Annotated in this window: 20 protein-coding genes and 2 pseudogenes; 3 read left to right on the top strand and 19 right to left on the bottom strand. The window is 42.7% G+C overall.

All coding sequences use genetic code 11. The annotated features are described in order from the left end of the window. Positions 1-72 precede the first annotated feature (72 nt). From ACWA2B_RS02025 to ACWA2B_RS02000, 6 genes are all read right to left on the bottom strand, one after another. Complete coding sequence (locus ACWA2B_RS02025; RefSeq protein WP_029516456.1) at positions 73-795, bottom strand: hypothetical protein; 723 nt, start codon at positions 793-795, stop codon at positions 73-75. Between the two features lie 196 nt (positions 796-991). Then, a complete protein-coding gene (locus ACWA2B_RS02020) occupies positions 992-1,366 on the bottom strand; it encodes a hypothetical protein (RefSeq protein ID WP_165145016.1) in 375 nt (124 codons plus the stop codon). Positions 1,367-1,511: 145 nt separating this feature from the next. Beyond that, positions 1,512-1,646 (bottom strand): hypothetical protein, encoded by a 135-nt coding sequence (locus ACWA2B_RS02015; protein WP_274385797.1) that lies wholly within the window; start codon positions 1,644-1,646, stop codon positions 1,512-1,514. Then, positions 1,646-2,488: a barstar family protein gene (locus ACWA2B_RS02010; RefSeq protein ID WP_318626833.1), complete on the bottom strand. Its 843-nt coding sequence runs from the start codon at positions 2,486-2,488 to the stop codon at positions 1,646-1,648. Before ACWA2B_RS02010 ends, ACWA2B_RS02015 begins: the two co-directional genes overlap by 1 nt. A 64-nt stretch (positions 2,489-2,552) precedes the next feature. Beyond that, positions 2,553-3,065 carry a hypothetical protein gene (locus ACWA2B_RS02005; protein ID WP_449291651.1) on the bottom strand — a complete coding sequence of 171 codons (513 nt, stop codon included), beginning with the start codon at positions 3,063-3,065 and terminating at the stop codon, positions 2,553-2,555. Between the two features lie 162 nt (positions 3,066-3,227). Beyond that, positions 3,228-3,716 (bottom strand): HEAT repeat domain-containing protein, encoded by a 489-nt coding sequence (locus tag ACWA2B_RS02000; RefSeq protein WP_449291650.1) that lies wholly within the window; start codon positions 3,714-3,716, stop codon positions 3,228-3,230. A gap of 209 nt (positions 3,717-3,925) precedes the next feature. Here ACWA2B_RS02000 and ACWA2B_RS01995 point away from each other — a divergent pair, with 209 nt between their 5' ends. Next, positions 3,926-4,684 (top strand): DUF2087 domain-containing protein, encoded by a 759-nt coding sequence (locus ACWA2B_RS01995; RefSeq protein ID WP_029516451.1) that lies wholly within the window; start codon positions 3,926-3,928, stop codon positions 4,682-4,684. Positions 4,685-4,839: 155 nt separating this feature from the next. Continuing rightward, the gene (locus tag ACWA2B_RS01990; RefSeq protein ID WP_449291649.1) at positions 4,840-5,181 is read left to right on the top strand and encodes a GIY-YIG nuclease family protein; all 342 of its coding nucleotides are present in this window, start codon (positions 4,840-4,842) and stop codon (positions 5,179-5,181) included. Position 5,182: 1 nt separating this feature from the next. On the opposite strand, the gene ACWA2B_RS01985 is transcribed toward ACWA2B_RS01990, so the two are convergent. The 13 genes and pseudogenes from ACWA2B_RS01985 to ACWA2B_RS01925 form a co-directional block, all read right to left on the bottom strand. After that, on the bottom strand, positions 5,183-5,743 hold the full coding sequence (locus tag ACWA2B_RS01985; protein WP_029516449.1) for a GNAT family N-acetyltransferase: 561 nt from the start codon (positions 5,741-5,743) through the stop codon (positions 5,183-5,185). A 30-nt stretch (positions 5,744-5,773) separates the two neighbouring features. Beyond that, positions 5,774-6,331 carry a hypothetical protein gene (locus ACWA2B_RS01980; protein WP_029516448.1) on the bottom strand — a complete coding sequence of 186 codons (558 nt, stop codon included), beginning with the start codon at positions 6,329-6,331 and terminating at the stop codon, positions 5,774-5,776. Positions 6,332-6,637: 306 nt separating this feature from the next. Continuing rightward, positions 6,638-7,582, bottom strand: a complete 945-nt coding sequence (locus tag ACWA2B_RS01975; protein ID WP_341039112.1) for a class I SAM-dependent methyltransferase — start codon at positions 7,580-7,582, stop codon at positions 6,638-6,640. Positions 7,583-7,697: 115 nt separating this feature from the next. Beyond that, positions 7,698-8,908: pseudogene (locus tag ACWA2B_RS01970) on the bottom strand (rhamnogalacturonan acetylesterase). A gap of 60 nt (positions 8,909-8,968) precedes the next feature. Further along, complete coding sequence (locus tag ACWA2B_RS01965; RefSeq protein ID WP_029516445.1) at positions 8,969-9,451, bottom strand: ribosomal maturation YjgA family protein; 483 nt, start codon at positions 9,449-9,451, stop codon at positions 8,969-8,971. Position 9,452: 1 nt separating this feature from the next. Then, entirely contained in the window at positions 9,453-9,611 is a 159-nt protein-coding gene (locus ACWA2B_RS01960; RefSeq protein ID WP_209949598.1) for a hypothetical protein, read from the bottom strand. 62 nt (positions 9,612-9,673) lie between these two features. Continuing rightward, on the bottom strand, positions 9,674-10,261 hold the full coding sequence (locus ACWA2B_RS01955) for a GNAT family N-acetyltransferase (protein WP_209949601.1): 588 nt from the start codon (positions 10,259-10,261) through the stop codon (positions 9,674-9,676). Beyond that, on the bottom strand, positions 10,258-10,971 hold the full coding sequence (locus ACWA2B_RS01950; RefSeq protein WP_449291648.1) for an HAD family hydrolase: 714 nt from the start codon (positions 10,969-10,971) through the stop codon (positions 10,258-10,260). Before ACWA2B_RS01950 ends, ACWA2B_RS01955 begins: the two co-directional genes overlap by 4 nt. Positions 10,972-11,003: 32 nt before the next feature. After that, the gene (locus ACWA2B_RS01945; RefSeq protein ID WP_318626838.1) at positions 11,004-11,174 is read right to left on the bottom strand and encodes a hypothetical protein; all 171 of its coding nucleotides are present in this window, start codon (positions 11,172-11,174) and stop codon (positions 11,004-11,006) included. A gap of 46 nt (positions 11,175-11,220) precedes the next feature. After that, complete coding sequence (locus tag ACWA2B_RS01940; protein ID WP_449291647.1) at positions 11,221-11,778, bottom strand: SMI1/KNR4 family protein; 558 nt, start codon at positions 11,776-11,778, stop codon at positions 11,221-11,223. A 25-nt stretch (positions 11,779-11,803) separates the two neighbouring features. Then, positions 11,804-12,199 carry a hypothetical protein gene (locus tag ACWA2B_RS01935; protein WP_029516441.1) on the bottom strand — a complete coding sequence of 132 codons (396 nt, stop codon included), beginning with the start codon at positions 12,197-12,199 and terminating at the stop codon, positions 11,804-11,806. A 145-nt stretch (positions 12,200-12,344) separates the two neighbouring features. Continuing rightward, positions 12,345-13,430, bottom strand: coding sequence for a saccharopine dehydrogenase family protein (locus ACWA2B_RS01930; RefSeq protein WP_340954851.1), 1,086 nt, complete (start codon positions 13,428-13,430; stop codon positions 12,345-12,347). Then, a pseudogene (locus ACWA2B_RS01925) lies at positions 13,417-14,231 on the bottom strand (class I SAM-dependent methyltransferase). The gene ACWA2B_RS01930 and the pseudogene ACWA2B_RS01925 overlap by 14 nt, the downstream one beginning before the upstream one ends. A gap of 172 nt (positions 14,232-14,403) precedes the next feature. Between ACWA2B_RS01925 and ACWA2B_RS01920 the strand changes: the two are divergent. Next, positions 14,404-15,417 carry a LuxR C-terminal-related transcriptional regulator gene (locus ACWA2B_RS01920; RefSeq protein WP_449291646.1) on the top strand — a complete coding sequence of 338 codons (1,014 nt, stop codon included), beginning with the start codon at positions 14,404-14,406 and terminating at the stop codon, positions 15,415-15,417. Positions 15,418-15,492 lie beyond the last annotated feature (75 nt).

Below are 15,492 nucleotides of genomic sequence, written 5' to 3'. Positions count from 1 at the left end.
AACTCACTATTAAAGAAACATCTTGGACCGAATAAAAAATCGGAACATGTTTTTGCTCTCAATTTAATTTGATTATTTCCTATTACCTTGAAGATTCTTTACAGTTCCAGTAATGGCCTGATAGTGATTAATAATTGAGTTATTTTGAGGATTAGAAGCAAAACTGTTAGAGATTTTATAAGGTCTTCTATTAAAACTACTAATTCCACCTATATTTTTAATAGAAGGGCCATAATTTTGATCGTAGTACCACTCACCATCTAACGTATGGATAAAAAATTCTCCTAAGAAATAGCTTGATAACAGAACGTTTTCCTCCGTCGGTTCTGAACTTAGCAAAGCTTCGATGGTTTTTAGCGACTTTTCATCTTTAAAGTTCAGATTATTTACCTCGACAAATTTCTGTAGCTTCTCAAACCATCCTTTATCCAAAAAATTTGCAGGAGGAAGCGTATCTTTAGGCACATTCTCTTCAAACCATTTTAGAGCATGCTCATCAATAATCTTTCCTAGGGTGATAAATATATCTCGTAATGACTCTTCATCCTCATAGTAATGGAATTTATCTATCTTTGATCCATCAATGAAATAAAAGCTATACACTGATTCGGACTCAGTCATAAAAGTAATGCGTATTGCATTCTCTGTCCAATAACTTTTATCGATTTGGATTGTTTCCTTAAATCCATTGACTACTCTTGTAAAAAACCAAGTATTGTTTAAATGCTCATAAGTAAAGTTCAAAGCAGCTAATTTGTTCCCTATGGTTTTTCTGATAATATTTGATATTTTCACAAAATATTCTCCTTACAAGATAATTGGAACATGCATCCGTGGAACAGGAAAAAATCCTCCTACTCTCAATTTAACGAGCAAATGATCATCTTAGAGCATGTTGTCTCCTAATTATATATTTTCAGAATGAGGAGCTAAAAAGAAACCTCATAGAGATTTATACTCCATATGGTCAAAATAACTATACAATTAATTTTTAATCGTTCAAGAGTTCCTGATTTATTCTTTTCATTTCTTTAAGGCACAAATCAATTCTGTCTAAATCTATGACTGTTTTATCAACGCCAGCTACAAAAAACAACTTTAGCCAGAAAGCATCCTCCTGAGCGTAATTTTCAATAGCTTGTTCAATAGTTTCTTCTGTTAATGACTTCACAATAATATCTGGTGGCGATGCAGGAATAAAATTAATATTCTCTTTGGTCATATAACTAATTAGATTTTTTGGGGTACATACAGCAACAGAAATATTAGTCCCATCTTCAAGTTCAATAAATACATCTATATTATCATCCTCAATATCTGCTATCTGAGATAGTGAAGTTGGATATACAATTTTTTTCACTTTCATTTGGGCCTCCTCATTTACCGTAAACTTTATATATGATATCAATAACTTAGCCATATTAGCCTTAGCCAAAATGTTCATTTGGCCATTATTCATTCTAAAAAACACTCTTGCTCCTTTTTCCCCCTTAAGTAATTAATATCTCTTGTTAGATTTCTTTTTCCATTTCCCGTATTAAAATTTCTTTTAAGGAATTTGCCACAAGTTCATCTGCTTCTAAATGTTCTTTCCCTTCGTTTTTACTCATTTCAGAGTATTCTTTCATGTCAAAAGGTGGTTGCATTAATTTATATCCATTTCAAAATCCCCTTCTTGCTTTGCTATCTTATTCGAAAAAAAATTCACGGTAACACCACCTGATACTAAGATCGTTAAAAGATCCATAAAATATTGCTGTGGTGAAAATCTATAACATCTCTCTTCTTGATCCCATTCTTCCTCGAATCTTTCCAAGAAATAATGTGCGTTTTTCCAATGGATCGTGAACGGTCCTACTGTTCCAAAACCTCCACAGAGACAGTCCGATATACTGTCCAAGCTAAATCCATAGTACCCTCCGGGTCCATTAATCGCTTCACCAAGTGCTATGAAAAATGTTGTAAAATCAGATATGTATTCGCCGTCCAAGGTGTAGACTTCTCCTCGTTTATCCAGTCTAGCAAAATGATTAGATGCAGAATGTATTCTAGTCACGTTTAGCCACCCGGACCGTTCTTCTTTAGAAAAGCCTTGCCATATATTATTTTCAAGCGACTGAGCACCCTTTAAAAACTCCCATAATCTTAATTCCACAGGGGAGGGCTTCGTTTCAAGTATACCTGTTAACTCCAGATTGAAGTTTCCTTTATTGTAGTTTAGTTTATGGATTATGTAGGATTCAGGTAGGTGATAATGATAGCTTCCAATCACTTTTTCTTCATCATTTAAAATAGCAATGTACAAGTTGTGTACAGATTGTTTTGTCTTTATTATGTTTCCTATGAAATCCTCATTAAAGACAAATTGTTCAAAAATAACCTTTTCATACGTTTCGACAATGATATCACCCGTTAAGCCAACCACATCTCTACAATAACCAACCGTGAGCCCACTTTCATCGTCAATGACAGCAAATCTATATTTCATATCATATCTCCTCACAATAGTTTTAAGGAATGTAGCATTTAGCATTTCGGAATAGAGCCAATAATTAATCAATTTGAAGCCTATAAGGATTGAGATCCTCTACACTTTTTATCTTTTTTAGATCTTCTGCAGGTATTGCAAAATAAATTTTTTCCTTCTCGGACTTAAATGTTAACGAAGCATCATACTTCTTTTCAACAATCCACTGCTTTATTTCCAACATCTCTTGCAGATAGTGAGTGGCCGAAAAGTTACCTTTAATACAAATTGAAGCTTCTGAGGAGAGTTTTTGACTAACCATAGAATAGCTTGGAACCTCGTCATGGTAGGTTAAAGCATCCTGCCCCATACTAGATACATTTACGATGACTTCTGCATCTGATCCTGTAACTTGCTTTGTTTTTTGTGTTACAGCTTCTTTTAGCTCATCTCTCCACACAGAAGAGGCATAGTCATCCATCATTAGCCCATAATAGTCTTCTTCCACCAAAAAAGAAATCCCTAATCCAGAGATCACATTAGCTATAAATTTATCATTCTTAAGGTCATAATCTACTGAATCAATTTTCCAGTTCATAGTGTATGTTTTATGTAGGTAGTCAGTAACGTTGCTCCGAAATTTGACTCTTTCAATTGGACTTCCTGTTGTAATGGATACAACTATATATGCAATGACAATGATGATCACGAATAAAACAGCTTTTTTTACCACTCCAACCAAACCTCTCTAATAAAAGAATCATGTAAAAAGCTCTAAAGATTCCAGCAAAAAGTCACGCTTATATTTGTTTTTATGATCGGTCAGCTTTCTTCTTATCATTTGTCTACATATATCCTTTTGAGCCTCAGAGATTTTATCTTGCACGGTACATATCAGTTGGTAGGATTGTCTACTCGCTTCAAAGGTATCATCCAGTAAATCTACCAACATCACAACATAAGTAGATACGTCAAAAAATTCTAAAGCATATAACAGCGTTCCTCTATTCCCCTTGGTCTTTGGATTTTTTAACAAGTCGATAAGAGGTAACACCGCTTCACTGTCTCCTAGATCAGCTAGCGTAATGGCGATTACATTTCTTAGCAATACACTATCCGTCGTTACTAAATATCTCAATAATATTGGAGTGAATGTATGATCCAGCTTTTCACCCACATCCTCTATAATCTTTACCGCTTCCTTTAAATCTCCACTTTCTATGACTTCTTCTAATCGTATTTTGTTCATAGTTTACCAGCCCACCTTATTACAATATATAGCAACTATCCAGACTTAAATGTAATTCAATAATTTACATATGATAACAATCTGATGTCTCTTTTGTATATAGCGAACATTGTCGAAACCCTAAAGAGATATCCACTCATTGATTTAAAATAAACAAAATGTTATATTGTCTATAATATAATCATCATTTAATTGAGGTGTTTGCTAAAATGGATCATTCCGAACTATTCTGGAATGCTGGTATCGAAGAACTGAAGCGTGGATATATTCGCCAAGGAGAGCAGGTCATTTGCTTGCTGGACGGACAGCGATTTGAGCAAGGCATCATATATCAGGATCAAGGGGTATTTTATGACGCGGAGAGGTACATGCGACTTCATATTGAGCGGACGTACGGTTCGGTCTTTGACTATTTGATCGGTCTGGACAAAAAGCTGACTGGACTGACGGATCATCAGAATCGGTTGCTTCAGTTATTTTATCAAGGCATGGGCGATGCGGACATTCAAAAGGAAACCGGAATCGGTAGCGCATCCACCATACGCAATCATCGCTTTGGTCTCAAAGAAAAAGAACGACAGGCCAAAGTATTTCTCACATTAATGGAGCTACTAAAGGAGAAAGATCGTCACGCTCCCGCCATTGTAGAAGTACCCATAGGAGCACGGATGGTGGACGAACGCTATAACATTACGGAAGACGAAAGACAAAAGGTACTCACGAAGTATTTTCCGAATGGTACAGACGGACGCCTTAAGACCTTTAAAATGCAAGAAAAGCACAAGCTGATTGTGCTGCGTGAAATTGCAAGCCGTTTTGTGAAGGGACAAATATATCATGAGAAGGATATCAATGCGATTTTACAGGAAGTGTATGACGATTATGTCACGGTGCGAAGATATATGATTGAATACAGTCTGTTGGATCGCAAACCGGATGGCAGTGAGTATTGGTTGAAGGAATCTTGAAGCTAGGCGCTTATGAAATCAGCATTTTGCATAATTCGATTCCCAACGCTCGTAGGTACAATATATAGACGAACTAAAGCGTTTCGATCTATACATTGCTGATTTGAAAAGGCTCTTGGGATTTATGCGAAATGCTCAAATAGGAGGATTCGACAATGAATCGAAGAAAAGAACTGGTGCAGCAATACATGGAGATGAAGACAGAGGCAGGAATCTATTGCATTCGCAATACACGTAATGGGAAAATTTTCGTCTCTTCCACGCCGAATTTAAAGTCGCTGAATGGACGGCGTTTTGAGCTAAATATGGGTGGATTTAAGAATAAACAACTGCAACAGGAATGGAATGAGTATGGCGAAGATTCGTTTGAATTTGAAGTGCTGGACGTTTTGAAGAAAAAGGAATCCGCGTTCTTTGATGTCAAGGATACACTAGCAAAGCTGGAGCAGACCTGGCTTGATCGACTCCAGCCTTACGGGGACAAAGGGTATTTGTAAATTACCAATCCACGGGATGCTCTTCCCGAAGGTATCCAAAAATAATAGCGTCGACAAATTGACCTTTTTCATAAAAATAGTCTCTCAGGTGACCCTCTTTAGTAAAGCCACTTTTGAGTAGCAGCCGTTTGGAGCCTTCGTTATCTGGATCAATGAAGGCTTCTATACGGTGAACCTGCGGCAAATGAAAGCCATAATCCACTACCACCGTCATCGCCTCTGTCATCAAACCCTGCCGCCAATATTCCGGTGCCAGCTCATAGCCGATTTCAATACGGGAGTGCTCCTTCTGCCAGTTATGAAATCCAATTGTACCCACGATCCGCTCAGGAGCTTTTTTTAATGTAATCCCCCAACGAAAGCCCTCTTGCTTCTCATATCTGGTTAGCATCGAACGAATAAATTTTTCGGCTTGCTCTACCTCTGTAAAGCTTTCCAAGTCATAATATTGTGTGACCTCATCCTTGGAGAAATAACCGAATACATCCTCCGCATCCCCTACTGTAAGCTGTCTTAAACGAAGCCGATCAGTTTCTAAAATCGGAAACGTTTCCATTGCCATGATCTATCTCCTCCTTCACATCGAAGAACCTTATCTTATCAGCCACCAGCCAATCCCAACTATCACTCCATTGATGAAGAATAATGCAATACATGCTCTCCACTTGCTGATTCCACTTGTTTGAAAAAAACCCGTCACTTTACTACGACACATGAACAACGTAAACAACAAATTCCAAATAATACGCATACCATATTTTACGTAGTATAAAGCAGGGTTTAACTGTACACCGCCCAACGTTGGAGGGACATCTGGAATAAACAGAATTGCACACGTATAACGCATGGTCTCATATGTAAAATAAAATACTGCCAGCCACCAAGCCCACTTCTTACCAAATAACATGCCGATACCGGCAGTCGTCCCTGCCAAACCAAGTAACGCGATAAATCCTTGAAACATGCCCCTACAAATGCCTACTAACGTAGCAGCCTCATTTAATGCATTAAGCGTCAATAGCTGGGTCACCAACAGAAGTGCTCCATTAAAGATCAATAAAATGGCTGAAATGCTTACACCTAAAGGTCGTTCGAAAACCACGTTGGTTACATAATCTTCTACTTCTTTTTTCGTATACAGATCTGACACTTCTTCTACTCTCCTAACCCAATTATATACATCCATTTTCGGGCGGGTTTAATAACAGTATGTTCTCGCCTCATTCCCATATATCGGCTTTTAGGAAAATATGGTTTAATCTTCCCTAAAATTCAGTTATCCGTAGGCTAATCATTATTATTCAGTGCAGCCATGCTGCTAATGATCATCCTCTATGGTGTCAAATTAGCGTCATGAGAATTTCTATCATCAACTGAATCCCAAATAGAGTAATATCTATCCTTATAATACCATTCCAAGAAGGAATCTGACAAATGAATGGACTACTACTAGCGCTTATGAATGTATACGCGTTATTTTCGTGGCCCTGTAACCTTCAGATGACTGGATATACTCTACCTCATAACCCATTCGGGCATCCAAAAGCCCTTCCATAAATGGAAGGCACGGACTGTAAATAAAACTCCCTCCGGGCCGAATGGCTCTAAGCAATTCCATATATTTGCGAGCGTACTCATGAATATTACCATCTGCCTTCAGATGATGATGTATAAAATGATTGGAGAATGCCATATGTGAAACGATCGTTCCCCATGTGCGTTCCCCAAAGGTGGTCTCTAACCAATCTCCTTGAGTGACCCAACCTTCTGTTTCAGCCAACCGATCTGTTCCGTAAGCCTCAATTCCACAGGCACGTAAATAAGTAACCAACCGTGCCTCAGATCCGCAACCAACATCTAGAACAGGCTCTTGCAAACGAGCAATGTCCAATCCTAGCAGATTGGCTTGCAACTCCGGCGTATATTCCTCACAAGGTATCCAAAAGGTATACTCACACTCTGCATACTTAGCAAACATTTCACGTCCGTTGGTACGAGTTAAAAAATCTCTCAAATGCCCGTAATGCTGCTGAAGCAGTAAGTCCAAGGTTGCTCTATCTATAAATTTCTTCTGGAACAGGTTCTCAATCCGGGTGAAAAGTCGATCATACAGCTCCGTAAGCTCCCTCACATGAGCTGTGTGAAAATGTAGATATTGATTGGTATTTACAAACTGGGACAGTATTTTAGCCGCTACATCCGTCACAAAAGCGTTATACATATGCTGGCGCTTCAAGCCTTGAAGCATGAGGATCAGTTCTGAGCTTCTCTGCGTCAGCCAGTACGTCATTTCCGTTGAAGGTCCTAACAGAACAGAACCCTCACGCATATAAAATAAACTCCGATGCTGATTGTACAGGAGTTGACCGTTAATAAGTTTATGAAGTTGAGCGACTGTCATTCTCGCTTCCTCCTTAAGATCCAGAACATTAAAGCCCTACCCAAGCCTAAACAATGTTATCTTTGGGTAGGGCCAGCTTATTTTCTAAGTATACCATGGCTATGGAAATAATGTTTTATTGCGAATCTTCCACCTGTACATAAGAGGATAAAGGAATATTCAGCTCACGTATTCCCTGAGCTACCAGCCGAGCTATTTGCTCCGCACCATATTCCTGAAAATGAGTATCATCCTTCACTCCATCAGGAAATGCAGGATACACCCCTGGCTCCACATGCAAAAATAACGGGAGTGTTCCTTCCAGTCCAAGTGTATCATAGTACGCTACGCTCAAGCGGCTAAGATCGACCAGTGCAACATTTGTCTCCGATGCTGTTTCCTTCATGGCCTGCACATATTCCGGGAAACTAATCCGAAACGAGGCACTTGCCGCATCATAATCCCGGCGGCCAACAGGAGTAATTAGCACAGGTGTTGCACCGCGTTGGATGGCTCCTTGAATGTAGGTTTTTAAGTAAACTTTGTAATCCGCGGGTGAAACATAACGCTCTTGGTTGTTGATCGCGGCATCATTATGCCCAAACTGAATGAGCAGATAATCTCCTGGACGGATATTGCGTAAAATATCATCTAACCGCCCTTGTACCAGAAAGGTTTTCGTGCTTCGTCCACCAATAGAACGGTTCACAAAAATAGGCTCATCTGTGAAGAACGGAGCAATCATTTGCCCCCAGCCCGCCTGAGGCTTCATCGCGGATTTATAGGTTTGAACCGTAGAATCTCCCGCAAGGTATACCGAAGGATGTTCTCCAGCCGTTCGAGCATCCTTTGGGGTAATAACCAAAGCGTTAATCTTCGCTTCATTACCTGAGAAATACAATTCGAGCTGACCGTCGATGAGTGCAAGTTCAAATCCAGCCTCGATAAATTGTCCTGCTGTTTTGGCAGTAGGTTCTACCTTGACGATGGACTCGGCTTTAACCGTAATGTCTGTGTTTCCGGCAGTATCTCCGGCAATCAGGGAAAGCGTGTAATCCGCAGGTGGTAAATTGACAACAAAGGATGATCCTTGAACACGAACAAAATCTGAGCGTATAGCATCACTTCCACCACATCTTCTTCATTCACTTTGGAAAGATCGGTAAATCCATAGCCTCGCTCAGGCGTGTAAACATCATTGGCAGTGACTTGGGTGTAGCCGTCAGCTACCTTGCCGGGGCCAAAATCAAAACGAAGAGGTGCCACAAGCTGTTTTTCGGCTAATGCCTGCCCTGGGATAAGTATGGTTGCAAACAACAAGCTGAACCCTGCGCATAATCCAATCATCTTACCGAACAACCTGTGACGCTTTCCCTTTTGTTTCAAGCGCAACCCTCGCTTTTCAGATTATTTGAGTGGTTTGTCATCGTCTATACGTGTATTGATCCCCGCTAGCTTTTGACAGCCTTGGTCCAGCGCCCAGGATACCACAATGCCAACCGTGTACCTGATCAGATCCGCGGTCAGGAACCCTTTCCCAAGCACCAAGCCGCCCAGTGTCGTTGCCCGAATGTGGTTAATCCAGGGAGCCTGGTACATCTGGCTGAACTCAATGGCGAAGCAAAACAGCAAGCTGCCCCACAGGGCTACGGACAATTGACGATTCACCCCCAACATTCTCAGCCCAAAATAAATCATGCACGCCCACAAGGCATCCCCAAAGTGATTAGCAACGAATTCAGGCAACTGGGAGGAGAAAACTCGGCTTCCCAAACCCAACAAGATCGTGACCAGCACAGCAACAAGGTACGCAGCACGGGCCTTCCAGCGGAATTTCGCCTTTATTTCCCGATTGGCCTTCCTGCTGACGCTCTTACGAACGCTCCTCATGCTAAATCACCTGTCCTAATGCTGGGACATCTTCGCCAAGCTGCGGGAAATTTTTAAGCACCCTCTCTTGGATAGCGTTTGCAAGATTGCAGAACCTTTTGCTGATGTCATATTGTATGCACACCAACTTGTCTGTATTTTTCATAATATAATTAATCATAATGAGCCTCCGTAATATCGTACAAACATATCAGCAACTTCCAAACTATTCATGTGAGGATACTAAAATTCAATACCACGCACCTTGGCAAAAACCATTTCGTGTGCCATGCTCCCCTTTTCATCATACTCGACGTTTCTTAAAATCCCCTCCAGTGTAAAACCTGCACGTTCCGCTACCTTGGCGCTGCGCGTGTTTCTGGAATCACAACGAATCTCCACCCGATTGGCATGCAAATGCTGTATGGCAAAATCCGTAATACCGTGCACGGCCTCTGTTATGATGCCTTTTCCAGTCCAGGATGTTCTGAGCCAATACCCAATTTCAAATCTTCGTGTATCCCAATCAATCCGATGCAGACCGCTGCTGGCTACAAATTCTCCCGAAGCCGTATCAAATATATACAACATCATATCAGAGCGATCCAGAAATTTAAGTCTGGCTTGACGCGAACGGATTTCAGATTCCTCTACCGTCGGAAGATTTCTTGCAAACGGAAGCCAAGGCCGCAGTTCATTCGCACTTTCTCGCATCGCCTCATTGACTGCCGCTCCATCCCCCCACTGCGGAGCGCGTATGGTCAATCTCTCCGTCTGGAATTGGTCCGGGAACGATAAGAGAATCGGATTCGGTTGCTGCTCCATACTCATAATGCACCCTCCTCCTTATTCGTTGAATAACTGCGACGATCCAGCCAACCTGTGATTTCACGCAAACTCCCAATCTGATAGTCCGGTACAATGCCCGTTTCCTGCCACGTCATAAAGCCTTCCAGCCAGATGGTATGCAATCCTGCACTTTGTGCACCACGAATATCATTTGTCGGGTGATCGCCTACATAACAGGCATGGTCGGGATCGACAATGTCCAGCTCATTCAGAGCCAACTCGAAAATTCGAGGATGAGGCTTCTGGATGTTGACGCCACCCGATACGATAATAGAATCCACATAATCCCTCAGCATAACTCGGTCGATTTTCGCTTGCTGCGTGCGGAGTGAGCCGTTGGTAATAATACCGAGCTTCAAGCCACGCGACCGCAGTTCGGACAATACTTCCTTGGCCCCGTCCATCAACACCGTAAACTTATGAAATTCACTATACCAAAAGCCCAGCATCTCTTGTACTGACGTATCGGGATTTTTCAGTTCCAAGTCTGTATGCAGCTCGGTATACAGTTCCTTCTTATCCCGGTATCCGTCCCGATCCGCCAATCGTATCTGTTCAACGACAGCCGCGCGGATCGCCGGTTCTTCTGCCACTATAAATCGTTCTATAAAACGCTCTGTATATGCCGCAAACGCCTGTTTACGATGAATAAGAGTATTATCCAGATCAAAAACAATCGCTTCTATGGACATAAATAGCTCCCTTCCTTCATCCTCTTGCCCGATTAGGTTGAAACAAATTGAATAATTCCGATTAGAAATAAAAGAAGAAAAATAGAAAAGAAAATAATGATCATGTACTTTAAGATTCTCTTGGAGGTCGACTTTTGTTCCAGTTTGATCTCGATCTGGGTCAACCTTTCTTTGATTTCTTCCAAATCCTGCTCCACCTTCACATCATGCTCCCCTTCCTTCGTTTCGACTTATTCACCTTCCTGATACTCACTCACACAAGCTGCTCCAAAAACGCACCTTTTTTACGGCATTAAAATCAATTTGTTCATAAGGCTTCTCCCCAAATTCCAGCTTGAAATACTCCTGTAAACATTCCCCATACACGATAATATCCGTTTGATATACGGAAAATACCGGATTTCCTTCTTCAGATGGCTGCTCTGGGATATATCGATGTCCGTTGATTGGGATTAGCTTGGGCACACGTAAAAACTCACGTTTACATATATCAACAGCTTCCGCCGAATCTGTCGGTTTTTCGCCCCATTCGGGAGGCCAGAATACATGCTGCTCTACATCAAAAATCATACCTTCTAACGGCCAATTCAACCTTTGCCGAATTACACCCATCCGCTGTGGTGACGTATCTCTCCAAGGGATAAAGCTTTTACCGATGGGAAGAACACTCATCAGAAGCTCCCGCAAATCGGGCGGGAAGTGAATATCATACCTGCTTTCGACGTCGGTAATCTCCTGCATGGATAAGCCTGGAGCTAGGGTCACATCGTGTTTACGTAATAAATCTATGATATAAGCGATATCCATCTCTTATCGACTCCTCAGCAACTACCTAGTTGACCGGATTGGTCAAGAGGCCTACCAGGCTTGTAACTTCAACTTCACCAACACGGCGCGGACCTTCCATGAAATATCCCCTTGTTCCTACCTGTATCCGATGTCGGTGTACCTTTTTCCTCATTTCTCCAAACAAAATCCACATTCTCGCTTGCCCTTCCCGCTGAACAGGACGACCAACATCCATAATCAGTTGACCATCTCCATCTTCAAACTCAGGATGTATGGCATAAATTCCCGTATTCCCGATGTCGTCACCCTCATAGGCAAAATCACAGCGATAACCCTGAATAGGCAGCTGTTTCCTGCCTCCTTCTTCCGGTGTGTAAAATCGATATTTTATTATAAAATCGTGCGGATGCTGTCTGCTATTTTCATAGGGGTTCCACATTTCATATCATCCCCTTAGGTCTTTTCCAAAAATATGTACTTCATTCTAGTGTAATCTAACAGGAAAAGAAATCCAAGACCTATCCGCAATGCGTTGCTGAATAAGCTTGGATTATATGAGATTCATTTATTAGAATGTATGACTTCTATGCTTGCTGTCCGTTCACCTGAATATCTGCGGCTACTTGCTGCCCTAACCAAGCCCGCATGCGATTCCATGAAAAAACCTGCTCCGTATGAAATACACCGAATGGAAGTTCTGAACGGTACAGGGCGAGCGCTGCAAAGACGGCTGCCTTAGCGGTTAAATCAGACTGATGGTGACCCCTTAGCCGACATTCGACCTTCGTCTCCTTGCCATTGAGAGTTCCTCGAGCATCTACCTTGACCGCTACAGCATTCCCACCTATATGTACCTTGCTAAAGCTGCGAACCACTGCATCACGCACGGTTTGCTGTCGGAGTAGACCTGAAACTCCTATCGTCCGAAGCCCTGCTAGAAGCCGAGTGGTCAAGCGCGAATCGAAGCAAAGGCGTGTGCTAACCGTAGGAACTTTGAGCGTACGAGGAAGTGTCTGCTGATCTGAAAAAGGAAATCGATACGCCCGATGACGACCCACTCCTGCACCAAAATCTGCCACTATTCCGCCAGTAAAGCTTTTTCGAGTCACAAAACGTCCCTGTTCTATAACCTCCAAATCGGCATGAATCTGATCTACTGTCCACTCAATAGCAGCCTGACCGTGTCGATCTCCCAAACCCAGCATCAAAGATATATTCAACTCATCCGTCTGATCCATGAGCTGTGTCGCTTGCAGTGCCAACAGATTGGTCAGTCCCGGAGCTAATCCTACACTTAACAGGGCTGTGGCCTGATGAGCTCGGGCCTCCTGATGACACTGCTCCACCTGACTCAAAAAGTCCGCATTCGCGGTAATATCCATGTAATGCACCCCATGTCGAAGGCAGGCACGTACCAAGGCCGTATTGTCCTGATCCAAACACATGATTACCAATTTGGCTTGCTCTAATATCGACGGGTCCATCGGCTCATGAATATTAAGCTGCAAGGGCCGTATCTTACCATTCGATCGTTGGCTAAATTCAGTGGCCCGTTCCAGACTACGACCTGCGGCAAATACCTTGCCGGGAAACATTTCACTTAACTCTGTACATACAATTTTTCCAACATGGCCATACCCGCCAATGATGATGATGTTATCCTTTGTCATAAGATGTCCCTCCCTCTTTAACTGCAAACCATGCATTTACTAAAAAGCACCATAATACCGGGTGATGTGGGTAAAGCCTGCATCTATCAACAGTTCCTGTATTGCCGCATTGGACACTGGGTTTGACTCACGACCGATGGAAGCAGCGAATCGTTCCCAATCCTCCAGTGAAATGCCCTGGCTCAGCATATGACCTTTCCACGCCTGCATTTGGATGGAAAAAGAAGGCTCCTGTGAATTCCCATTAATAGAAGCTAAACAAAAAGGCGCACCCGGCTTGAGTCGAGTAGATATCTGGCGTAGCAACGCCTGTTTACTTTCCAAGCTTTGAAGAAAATGAAGCACCAGCAGGCAGGTTGCAGCGTCATAGACCGGTTCTCTGCATGATTCTTCGCTGTGCTTTTCGCGCTGTTCTTCAGGCTGTTCTCCAGACAACTCTTCCAACGTACCTGCAACAAACGATATTTTTGAACTGATGCCCGCATGTGTTACACGCTTACGTGCCAAATCCAGCATGTGCTCAGAGGGATCAACTGCCGTAAAGGACCATGCATCATGGCGCCCTCCGAGCGTAATCAATTCCTGACCGCCTCCAGCTCCGACAATTAGCACATTTGGATCTATATTTCGAATATGAGTTTGTGCTTCAAGCTGTGCGGCTATCAAACCGTCTGTCATCTCGTACAAATGAGCATATCCAGGTATTTTTAAAGCAATCGTATCCGCGTACTTATGCACATTCGGATGATTCCAGCTCATAGGTTGATTTGAGTCCGTATTTCCAATAGGGGTATGTCTCATATGTGCTTTCCTCCAAACATTTAGCCTTGATCTTCTCAGACCATTCATTTATTGTAGATTTAATTAAGAATCATTCTCAATTATAAAGACAATACAAATATCCACCATCCCATAAATGCGGGATTTAATAATCGCGCTTGAGAATCTCCAGCTTTCACGATAGGAGTAAATGATGAACGCACACTACAAGCACACCCTAATCGACCGCTTGCGTACTCAGGTTACTTTCGATGCGGCGTGCTGTACCTCAGTAGATCCGCGTACGCTGCTTTCCACAGGGGCATTTACAGAGTCGGGTGTGGAGGACATTCATAACAAACTATTAGAATACGAATACCTGCACGCCGATATGATGAAATATGATCAGTTGGTGCGGGAAGGACGGTCTGTAGCGACGCTACATGGGTCTACACAAGGCCAACCGGATCGGAGCACACGATATAGAGATGTTTTGCAACCCGCCGGATTCGGGGACGAGCTACGTGTTCCGTTTATGTACAAAGGGAGCTGTTGGGGATTTCTTACGTTGTTCCGTCATCACGGAAAGCCTGTATTCAGCGTGGAAGAGCAACAACTGCTTGAAACGTTAGCGCCGTCCATAGCCTACCATCTGCGTCAGGCCAGTGTCGGTTTATCTCCATCCCCTGCCATGATCACGGAAAATGGACTTGAGCCAGGAGTTCTCATGCTTTCCGATAAGCTAAAACCGATTTCGTCCAATTTAGTAGCAGAGCAGTGGCTACAGTTGCTTCGGCAGCAGGAGGGAATCCATGAAGACGGTCTTCCGGCTCCCGTCCGGGTGGTATGCTTGCGAGCGCTATCCACTGCCACTGCACCAGCACGACTATGTATCCCTTCCACAGACGCAGGAGCCCCATGGGTAACCATCAGAGCCACCCTTCTGCAAGGCGGACAGAAGCATACGGGACAGAAGCAGCTAGCCGTATGGTTTGAGGCTGCTAAAGCAACTGACATGCTACCGCTTATGGCTGAGGTGTACTCATGGTCCGAACGAGAGAGACAAATTGTCCAACTCATTGTTCAGGGCTTTTCGACCAAGGAGCTGGCCAGCGCACTTCATATTACTGCCTACACGGTGCAGGATCACCTGAAAGCGATTTTCTTGAAAACAGATGTAAGCAGCCGTCGTGAGCTAGTATGGAAGGTATATTCCAGATTCAATTAACCTATGTAAAAAAGACAGATGACCCGATTAGGGATCATCTGTCTTTGCATCACTGCTCTATTGGAATGCCAGAGC

The organism is Paenibacillus sp. CMM36 (genome assembly GCF_053570945.1).
Note: the sequence above shows the minus strand (reverse complement) of the source record. Positions and strands in the feature narration are given on the sequence as shown.

Bases quoted from the DNA above. Each gene is read 5' to 3' on its own strand.
- ACWA2B_RS01950 (WP_449291648.1), bottom strand. From the start codon at position 10,971: ATGTCCATAGAAGCGATTGTTTTTGATCTGGATAATACTCTTATTCAT.
- ACWA2B_RS02000 (WP_449291650.1), bottom strand. From the start codon at position 3,716: ATGAACAAAATACGATTAGAAGAAGTCATAGAAAGTGGAGATTTAAAG.
- ACWA2B_RS01955 (WP_209949601.1), bottom strand. From the start codon at position 10,261: ATGAGTATGGAGCAGCAACCGAATCCGATTCTCTTATCGTTCCCGGAC.
- ACWA2B_RS01920 (WP_449291646.1), top strand. From the start codon at position 14,404: ATGAACGCACACTACAAGCACACCCTAATCGACCGCTTGCGTACTCAG.
- ACWA2B_RS02020 (WP_165145016.1), bottom strand. From the start codon at position 1,366: ATGAAAGTGAAAAAAATTGTATATCCAACTTCACTATCTCAGATAGCA.
- ACWA2B_RS02010 (WP_318626833.1), bottom strand. From the start codon at position 2,488: ATGAAATATAGATTTGCTGTCATTGACGATGAAAGTGGGCTCACGGTT.
- ACWA2B_RS01965 (WP_029516445.1), bottom strand. From the start codon at position 9,451: ATGAGGAGCGTTCGTAAGAGCGTCAGCAGGAAGGCCAATCGGGAAATA.
- ACWA2B_RS01960 (WP_209949598.1), bottom strand. From the start codon at position 9,611: ATGATTAATTATATTATGAAAAATACAGACAAGTTGGTGTGCATACAA.
- ACWA2B_RS01930 (WP_340954851.1), bottom strand. From the start codon at position 13,430: ATGACAAAGGATAACATCATCATCATTGGCGGGTATGGCCATGTTGGA.
- ACWA2B_RS01990 (WP_449291649.1), top strand. From the start codon at position 4,840: ATGAATCGAAGAAAAGAACTGGTGCAGCAATACATGGAGATGAAGACA.
- ACWA2B_RS01935 (WP_029516441.1), bottom strand. From the start codon at position 12,199: ATGTGGAACCCCTATGAAAATAGCAGACAGCATCCGCACGATTTTATA.
- ACWA2B_RS01985 (WP_029516449.1), bottom strand. From the start codon at position 5,743: ATGGCAATGGAAACGTTTCCGATTTTAGAAACTGATCGGCTTCGTTTA.
- ACWA2B_RS01975 (WP_341039112.1), bottom strand. From the start codon at position 7,582: ATGACAGTCGCTCAACTTCATAAACTTATTAACGGTCAACTCCTGTAC.
- ACWA2B_RS02015 (WP_274385797.1), bottom strand. From the start codon at position 1,646: ATGCAACCACCTTTTGACATGAAAGAATACTCTGAAATGAGTAAAAAC.
- ACWA2B_RS01940 (WP_449291647.1), bottom strand. From the start codon at position 11,778: ATGGATATCGCTTATATCATAGATTTATTACGTAAACACGATGTGACC.
- ACWA2B_RS02005 (WP_449291651.1), bottom strand. From the start codon at position 3,065: ATGAACTGGAAAATTGATTCAGTAGATTATGACCTTAAGAATGATAAA.
- ACWA2B_RS01995 (WP_029516451.1), top strand. From the start codon at position 3,926: ATGGATCATTCCGAACTATTCTGGAATGCTGGTATCGAAGAACTGAAG.